Source organism: Methanobrevibacter sp. UBA212, from assembly GCF_905233225.1.
Lineage (GTDB): Archaea > Methanobacteriota > Methanobacteria > Methanobacteriales > Methanobacteriaceae > Methanocatella.
Genome location: NZ_CAJODJ010000055.1, coordinates 1 through 9,007, shown reverse-complemented (window position 1 = coordinate 9,007; position 9,007 = coordinate 1). Strand labels below are relative to the sequence as shown.

General features: G+C 36.9%; 5 protein-coding genes. 3 read left to right on the top strand and 2 right to left on the bottom strand.

Features of this window, described 5'->3' with window-relative positions:
- Nucleotides 1-121 precede the first annotated feature (121 nt).
- The 3 genes from QZ138_RS10565 (at nt 122) to QZ138_RS10555 (ending at nt 3,137) form a co-directional block, all read left to right on the top strand.
- On the top strand, nt 122-1,264 hold the full coding sequence (locus QZ138_RS10565) for an RNA-guided endonuclease TnpB family protein (protein ID WP_292888994.1): 1,143 nt from the start codon (nt 122-124) through the stop codon (nt 1,262-1,264).
- Between the two features lie 188 nt (nt 1,265-1,452).
- Nucleotides 1,453-2,409: a zinc metalloprotease HtpX gene (locus QZ138_RS10560; protein WP_292888993.1), complete on the top strand. Its 957-nt coding sequence runs from the start codon at nt 1,453-1,455 to the stop codon at nt 2,407-2,409.
- Complete coding sequence (locus tag QZ138_RS10555) at nt 2,406-3,137, top strand: tRNA (adenine-N1)-methyltransferase (RefSeq protein WP_292888992.1); 732 nt, start codon at nt 2,406-2,408, stop codon at nt 3,135-3,137. Before QZ138_RS10560 ends, QZ138_RS10555 begins: the two co-directional genes overlap by 4 nt.
- Before the next feature lie 168 nt (nt 3,138-3,305).
- Here QZ138_RS10555 and QZ138_RS10550 read toward each other — a convergent pair whose 3' ends face one another.
- On the bottom strand, nt 3,306-5,804 hold the full coding sequence (locus tag QZ138_RS10550) for an Ig-like domain repeat protein (RefSeq protein WP_292888991.1): 2,499 nt from the start codon (nt 5,802-5,804) through the stop codon (nt 3,306-3,308).
- 107 nt (nt 5,805-5,911) lie between these two features.
- The coding region (locus QZ138_RS10545) for an Ig-like domain-containing protein (RefSeq protein WP_292888990.1) at nt 5,912-9,007 on the bottom strand (3,096 nt) is incomplete at its 5' end.

Genomic DNA, 9,007 nt, shown 5'->3' with positions numbered 1-9,007 from the left:
TTTTAGTTGATTTTTGTGGGCGATATTACTTTTCAAATGCTCTCTGGGTATCTTTATATATTAATGGAGCATAAATTGTACTATTATGTGAAGATGGGTTAATAGTGTGGTGTTTTATGTTATGGTGGATGTTAAAAAGGGAATTAAGGTTAAGATTTATCCTACTCGGGAGCAGAAGGATATGTTTCATAGGAATTTTGGTTGCTGTCGCAAGGCCCATAATGTCGTTCTTGACAAATACAATAAAATGCACAGTAAAGATTCCAACCTAAGACCCACATTTACTTTCTTAAATAAACTACTAAATGAAGTCAAGAAGGAATTCTTTTATTTGGAGGATGTAGAATCAACAAGTCTCCAACAGGAAATAAGAGACTTGGCTACATCATTTGATAATTTCTTTAAAAATCCATCACACTTCAATAAACCCCATTTTCACAAAAAGAAAACAAGTAAACTAGCATTCAGACAAACAATAAGACAAGACATTAGAATCATCCAAAAAAATAAAATGATTCTGAGAAAATATGGCAAAGTAAAATTCCACACAAGCCAAGAATACTTCCAAATACTAAACGACAAAAATACAAAATTCAACAATGTAACAATCTCCTTTGATGGAATAGACTACTTTGCAACATTCAACATGGATTTCACTGAAGAAGAATGGGAACTAACAGGTAAAAATGTAGGTTGTGATATTAATTCAAATGTAAACGGCTGGCTGGTCACAAGCGATGAGGAAAAGGAATACTTTGACATTGACCATGAAAACCAAATGGTCAAATTAATCAACCGGATAATGGCCAAATGCACAAATGGAAGCAAAAAATGGAAAAAACAGAAAATCAGACTATTAAAATGGTATCATCAACGATCCAATAAACTTGACGACTACATAGAGAAACTTTCAACAGAAATGGTCAAAAAATATGATACCATAGTATTTGAGAAAAATTACTCAAAAATTAAAATATTGATTGGTGGCGAGCAAAACATGGTGTTTCCACTCACAAAATTCATAACTAAACTACAAAACAAATTCGCTAGGCACAAACCTCAAGCAGAAGGCGTAGTATTTGTAGATGCAAAATATACCAGTAAAAAATGTCATTTTTGCGGAAACATCAACCATGAATTAGATGTGAAAACACGAAAATGGAAATGTCCAAACTGCGGTAAAACACTAGACCGTGACATTAACGCCGCTATTAATATTTTGAACCGGTGGGACTACGGGAATAGCCTAGAAAACGCCAAATAAACAAGTGGCACAAAAAACAAATCTAGGAATCCTCGACTTCTACAAAGTCGAGGTAGTTCAAAGTTAAGTATATGTACTATGTTGTTAAATTATTTTTTGATTACTTTTTTAATATATGAAAATCAATTAATATATAGGTTAAGAGAGCATTTGAAAACTAATGTATGAAAAAATTTAAGGTGTTAAAAATGATAAGCACATGGAGACTCAGGTTAAGGATGATTTTGACATCCGTAATAATGTTTACGATTATTTATTTCTTTTTGATGTTTGTTGGAAGGTTTCTGGGAATCAGCAGTTGGAAATTCTTCTTTGGAATAAGTTTAATAATTTCATTCCTGCAGTACTGGTATGGTCCGAATCTTGTCAAACGTTCAATGAACGTAAGGCCGTTGTCTGAAGCTGAAGCCCCGCACATCCATCAGATGGTTCAGGAATTGGCTGATGCCGCAGGCGTTCCAAAGCCGGAAATAGGTTTGTCAGAAATCAACATTCCAAACGCTTTTGCTTATGGCAGAACAAGCAGAAGCGGACACATTGCAATCACCCGTCCAATCTTGGGGTTGCTTGACCGTGATGAGCTGAAGGCGGTTTTGGGCCATGAGATGGGTCACATCAAGCACAATGACATGGCGGTTACTGCGGCAGTAAGCGTCATTCCTATGATATGTTATTATATTGCACTGTCCTTCATGTTTTCAGACAACGACAACGGTGGAGGAATCCTTATCGGATTATTGGGATATGTATTCTATCTAATAGGTCAATTGCTCGTGCTGTTCATCTCAAGAACCCGTGAATATTATGCAGATGCGGCAAGCGTTGAATATGGAAACAGGCCTGCTGCATTGGTGTCTGCACTTTACAAATTGTCATATGGGGCTGCAAGATGTTCCAAGGAAACAATTGATGAGGTAAATACCAACAGGGCATTCTTTGTAAACGACGTCAACAATGCACAGCATGACGTTACCGATTTCCAGCAAATAGACTTTGACGGTGACGGAAGGATTTCCGATGAGGAGCTGAGAAGATTGGCAAATTCTGAAGTCAAGATTTCAAAGACCAACGGAATCATGGAACTGTTGTCCACTCACCCTGATTCCCTGAAAAGGGTAAAAAGACTTGCGGAGATTGAATTATGAAGATGATTTTGGATGAACGTGGAAAAAAGTACGTTTTAAAGCCTGGCGAAGAGTTTCAAAGCGACTTGGGAATCATCAAAGCAGATGTTTTGGATGATGCAGAGGTAGGCGATGAAGTCAAAAGCCACCTTGACCACACATTTAAGATTATGAAGCCAAACATCAATGATTTCATTGACATTATGGACAGGAGATGTTCAATACTGATTCAAAAGGACATCGGACAGGTCCTGGCCCATTCCGGTTTGGGTGCGGGCTGCCGTGTAGTCGATGCGGGAACCGGTGCAGGAGCAATAGCCCTTAACTTCGGAAATGTGGTGGGGCCTGAAGGTGAGGTTTTTACCTATGAAATCAGGGAGGACTTTGCCGAAGTCGCCCGGAAGAACATTGAAAGGTTCGGGATTGAAAACATTCATGTCAAAAACCAGAACATCAAGGATGGAATCGATGAGGACAATATCGATTTGATCTTTTTGGATTTGCCTAAGCCTTTTGAGATATTTGAGGATGTTTTGGAGGCGTTGAATGTCGGCGGATGGCTTTGCGTTTATGCGCCTTATGTTGACCAGGCGGAAACATCCTATCGCGTTGCCAAAAAACTGGGCTTTTATAATATTGAAATATTTGAAACCCTGGAGCGTGGTCTTGAAGTCAGGACTCAGGGGGTCAGGCCAAAGACACGCATGGTTGGCCACAGCGGATATCTGATGTTTGCAAGAAAATTATAGCTATGTCTTTAATTGATTTTGGCTATAATTATTTTACTATTTTTATAATTTCTTCTAATAATTTTGATGGTTACTTTTAATTTAATTGATTTGAGTTATTAATCATGTAAAAATCAGTTAAGTGATATAGATTTAAAAAAATAAGTGACAAGGATTTGATTCAAATCCTTATCTGATAGTGATTTTTACTTTTTTGGAGGATGCCTTATAGTAAGCATTTTCCTTGAAGTTAATTTTAGCGGTGTATTTGCCTCTTTTAGTCAATTTAGTTATTTTAAAGGTGGCCTTGCCTTTGGCATTTGTGGTTGCCTTATAGGTTTTGCCATTGACTTTTAAGGTAACTTTAACTTTCTTGACTGCCTTTCCCTTACTGTTTTTCAGGGTTATTGTGTATTTTTTGGCCTTGACATTTCTTTTGAATGCCTTTGCCTTGGCGGTCATTTTGGTTTTTTCCTTGTTGATTGTGATTTTAAAGCTTGCCGCTGCCCGATAATTGGCATCATCTAATGTTATCAATAGATTCTTTTTACCTGCTTTTGCGGCTTTAAGCATTTGCGGAGTCAATGTAATGCTTGCAATGCCGTTTGCATCTGTAATTGCAGACACGATAACTTTATTGGATAATCTGAACATCACTTTTGCACCGGCAAGTCCTTTAACGGTAACGGAGTACTTTCCGCCGTAATTGATAACATAGCTTCTGGCCTTTCCGGTAATTTCAACATCCTGTTTGCTGATAATCAGGTTGTATTTTTTTGTGTAGTCGTTATATGTTGTATCGCCGGTGTATGTTATGTTAAGGTCATAGTTTCCTGCATTCAGGTTAGGAATTTCAATTGTTGCAGTGCCATTGCTTACATTGCTTTCGTATGTGGTATTGTTTAAAATGACTGAAACTGTACCGTTGTTTACGGTTCCAGCATCACAGGTTAATGTAACAATGATCTTAACGGTTTTACCGTATTCGTTGTCGACTGCATCTATTTCAAACCCTACATTGTATTTTACTTTTCCGTTTCCTGCAATGTCATTTGGGTTGTTGTTTGCAAATTCATCGCTGTTGATGCTAATTGTGCCGTTGTTGTATATTGCTCCTCCTGAAACGGCAGTGTTGTTTGTGAAACTGGAATAGGATATTGTTCCTTTGGATCCGCTGAAGTATATCGCTCCGCCCTCATGAGCTTTATTGTTGTCAAATTGGCTGTGTGATATGTATCCGTTTTCAGTGTTGTTCCAGCAGATTGCCCCTCCAAATTCGCTTGCATTATTGTTTTTGAATTGACATCCTATAATTCTTCCTTCGTTTCCGCTGTCCCAGAAGATGGCTCCTCCATGCTTGCTTGCATTGTTGTTTTCAAAGACTGAGTTTCTAATGTAGAATTCGGTTCCGTTGTTTAGGAAAATTGCTCCTCCGCGTGGTGCTGAATTGTCTGCAAATTTACAATATGCAATTGTACCGTTTTCCTTTTTAACCCATCCAAGCGCTCCTGCACTGTCTGTTGCAGTGTTGTTTATGAAGATGCAGTCGTATACGGTTCCTTCAATGCTGTTCAGGTATACTGCACCGTTATAATAGGCTTTGTTGCCTGTGAAATTGGAATCTTTCAGTATTCCGTTTTGAACTCTTAAATAGATTGCTCCTCCGTCTTCTTCAGCATAATTTCTGTTGAATGTGGAATTGATGACTGTTCCGTTTCCTTCAAACCAGTAGACCGCTCCGCCTTTTCCAGTTGCATTGTTTTTATTAAATGTTGAATCGATGGTGTGGTTGGTTGCATTATTTGCTTCAAATGTTGAATCGATGATTTGGAAGTTGGTTGCATTTCTAATGAAAATTGCTCCTCCGTCAGGCTTTGCGGTGTTGTTGTAGAATCTTGAGTTGATGATTTGGCCGTTTGTGGCACTATTCCAGAATATTGCTCCTCCTCCTTCATTAACAGCGCTGTTGTTTATGAATATTGAATTTTTGATGATTCCATTTTTCTTATAGGACCATCCGACAGCTCCGGCGCTTATGTATGCAAAGTTGTCTTTGAAAAGGCAGTTGTCTATAATGGTATTTTCTCCTTTTACAAGCAGTGCACCAGTGTAGAATGCTGAGTTGTTTATGAATTTTGAATCCATGATTGTTGCATTCGCGGATTTTAGGAATATCGCCGCCGCTTCGACATCGGCCTTATTGTTTGTGAAAGTACAGTTGATTATGCTGGATTCATTTCCGGTAATATGTAACACTCCACCTTCATTTTCTGAAAAACCGTTTACAAAGTTGATGTTTTTGAAGGCAACGTTTGTTCCGGTTACATTAAACATGCAGGCAAGGCCTTTTCCGTCAATTGTGTAGCCGGCACCATCGATAACCAGGTTGCTTTTTTGAATTACAATACCACTTTTATATCCCTCATCTCGTGTTGAATTAAAACTGTAATCGTGCTTTAAGACAACTGAATCTTCAGACTCGGATATTAATTGATTCAAGTCGGCAAATGTGCTATTTCCCGCTTCATTTTCTTCAGTTAATTCCGTATCCAAGTCATCTATTTCAGCAGTGACTTCATCATCAATGCTTGAAAGTTCTTCTGTCATATTGTCATTTGCGCTTACCGATCCTATTGTAAGAATTGCCAACAGGAAAACGCTAATCAATATAATCTTTTTAAAATTCATAGTCTGTCCCTCGATTCATTAATATTATTTTTTCGAATACAAAATATAAATAAATTAGGTTCAGGTTCAAATAATAATAAAAAAAGATAGAGAATTATAGACATTCTCTATTTTTTAACTTTTACAGTTTTTTTGACAGTGTCTTTTAGGTAGGTAACTTGGTATGTTACTTTTTTGCCTGCTTTGAGTTTTTTGAGCACTGATTTTTTGATGGTTACTTTTGCAATACCCTTTTTGTTGGTTTTTGCCTTGTATTTTTTGCCTTTGAATTTGAAGGTCACTTTTTTGTTTTTAAGTGCTTTTTTGCCTTCTTTTAATGTGGCTTTTAGTACAAGTTTTTTGGCTGATTTTTTGATTTTGACCTTTTTGAGGGTTATAATCTGATTTACTTTTACCTTGTTGGTCACTTTGATTCCTTTGTATTCGGCAGTTACTGTGTATGTTTTTGGAATGTAGTTTTTAGTGAATTTCAGGGTAATGTAACCATTCTTGTCAGTTTTTAATGTTTGCACTTTACCGTTTACAGTTACTTTGACTGCAACATTTGATCCGACAGGTTTTCCATCATCTCCTATGATGCGAAGATTGTATGCATAGTTTTTGGCATAGTATGTGTCCACATTCTTGTTTCCAGTGATTCTGGTAGTGATTTTAACGGTTTTAGTGACATTGTAGTTGTTTAATGGATTTACAGTTGTCACTGTGTGTGTTCCTATGGCCAATTTGATGTTTAGAACAGCAATACCTTCATCATTGGTTGTGGCATTGTATTTGTTGCCGTTTATGGTGAATATGACCTGTTTTTTAGCCATTGGATTTCCGTTTCCGTCAACGACTGTTACTTGATAGTCCACTCCGCTGTTGTATCCTCGGGTCATGTCAGTTGCTTTTATGATTGCTGTGACATTTGCAATGCTTGTTTTCTTGGATTTTGCAGGATAGTTTTCATCACCTGTGTATTCAAAGTCCACAGTACTGTCAAGCGGAATGAGCGGTGTGGTTATTGTTGCCTTGCCGTTTTCTACTGGTGCGTTGTATTGTTTGCCGCCAACTATCACTGTAACCTTTCCTGTTGCATCTTCAGGGAATGAGAATGTTATTACAGTTTCGTTTGCAGTGTTTATTGCGGTTATTTCTGGTTCGAAAGCTTCGTTTTTCAGCACACTAACTTTAACGGTGTCATTTATTGCGCTTGTGTAGTTTTCAGTTTCACCATATTTTACGGTTATTGTATAGTTTCCAACTTTAACGCCTGTGAATGTTATGGTATTTGTGCCTGCGTTCAATGTTTCCTCTTTGGTTTGGTTTCCAACAGTTATATTGTATTTTCCTGATGTATCAATCTTGATGGTGATTATGACATCACTAGGATAGGTTACATTTTCGGTATTTACTGTTATTGTTGGTGTTGCTTTTTGGATGTTTGCTTTGACTGTGTCGTTTGTTGCTGAAGTGTAGTTTTCTGTTTCAGTATAGGTTACGTTGATGATGTATTCTTTTGCGGATAATCCTGTAAATGTAATGTTTCCTAGGATATTGGCAATTAAATCAATCTCTTTTTGTTGATTTCCGATTTTTACGGTGTATTTGCCGGTTACATCACTGCTTATATTTACAATCAAGTCTCCAGGGTAAATTACGTTTTCTGTGTTTACTGTTATTGTTGGTGTTGCTTTTAGAACGCTTACTTTGACTTTATTGTTTATTGCTGAAGTGTAGTTTTCTGTTTCACCATATTTTACAGTTATTGTGTAGTTTCCAGCTTTAATGCCTGTGAATGTTATTGTATTTGTGCCGGAATTTAATGTTTCATCTTTGGTTTGGTTTCCAACAGTTATATTGTATTTGCCGTTAGTATCAGTGTTGATGGTAATTATTACATCGCCAGGATATGTTGTGTTTTCTGCTTTTACTGTTATTGTTGGTGTTGCTTTTAAGACGCTTGCTTTGACGGTGTTGTTTGTTGCGCTTGTGTAGTTTTCTGTTTCGTTGTATGTTACGTTGATTGTGTATTCTTTTGCGGATAAGCCGGTAAATGTTACTTTTTCAACAACATTAGCAATTAGATTAATATCCTGTTCTTTGTCACCTACTTTTAAGGTGTATCTGCCGTCAACATCGCTGGTAACGTTTACGATCAGGTCTCCAGAATAGGTTACATTTTCAGCATTTACTGTTATTGTTGGTGTTGCTTTTAAGACGTTTATTTTGGTTGTATTGTTTGTTGCGCTTGTGTAGTTTTCTGTTTCAGTATAGGTTACATTTATGAGGTATTCTTTTGCGGATAATCCTATAAATGTAATGTTTCTTATTATATTGGCAGTTAAATTGATTTCTTTTTGTTGATTTCCAACTTTAACAGCGTATTTTCCAGTTACATCACTAGTAATATTCACCATTAAATTTCCAGGATATGTTACATCATTTGCAACAACACTTATTTTTGGAGTTCTCTTGTTCACATTGAATGTTTTTGTGCCATTGCTTTGAAGAACGTTATCATTTCCAATGTTTGTTATTGTTGTTGTGTATGTTCCTACAGCTAAATCAGGGTTAACAATTCTTTCATCAGTTGTTGTGTTGAATACTGTTTCATTATCCTCATTTATGATTATAATTTCAATGGTTGTAGGATTTTCCACGCTGAATTCGATTGAAACGTTTCCATAGGTGAATTCATCCTTATCTCCAATTGTCACAGTGCTCTCCAGATAATTTTTGTTCACAGTGATTTGCGCTGCATCATAATGGGCTGTAAGTGATGTTTGAGTCGCCTTAGGGATGTATGCTACTTGAGCCACTCCGTTTTCATCAAGGGATACATTATCTGCAACATCCAGGTTTTCATTTGTTAATGTCAGATTTATTTGCGGCAATCCGTAAGGTTGTCCGGTGAGTATTCTGGAATTTTCCTTATCATATATGTTGTTTAACTTGATATTTGCAATGCCGTCAGCCATTGTCATGTCCAGGAAATACCAGTAATTGCATAAGACCTTCTCAGAAACTGGAGGTGCAGCATTATAGTTGCTAATATTGTTTCCAAACCAGTTGTAATCTGCATTTAAAGTATCACTAATAAACCATGAATCATCTTCGAAATGTATAGTGCTTCCTCCATTATTTATAAAAATACAGTAATTTACTGGAGTTTTTTCGTTATCTGAGTATATTGCACTTCCTTTATCTGATGCTGTATTGTT

Excerpts from the sequence above, each read along its gene's own strand:
- QZ138_RS10555 (WP_292888992.1), top strand. The coding sequence starts at position 2,406 with ATGAAGATGATTTTGGATGAACGTGGAAAAAAGTACGTTTTAAAGCCT.
- QZ138_RS10565 (WP_292888994.1), top strand. The coding sequence starts at position 122 with ATGGTGGATGTTAAAAAGGGAATTAAGGTTAAGATTTATCCTACTCGG.
- QZ138_RS10550 (WP_292888991.1), bottom strand. The coding sequence starts at position 5,804 with ATGAATTTTAAAAAGATTATATTGATTAGCGTTTTCCTGTTGGCAATT.
- QZ138_RS10560 (WP_292888993.1), top strand. The coding sequence starts at position 1,453 with ATGATAAGCACATGGAGACTCAGGTTAAGGATGATTTTGACATCCGTA.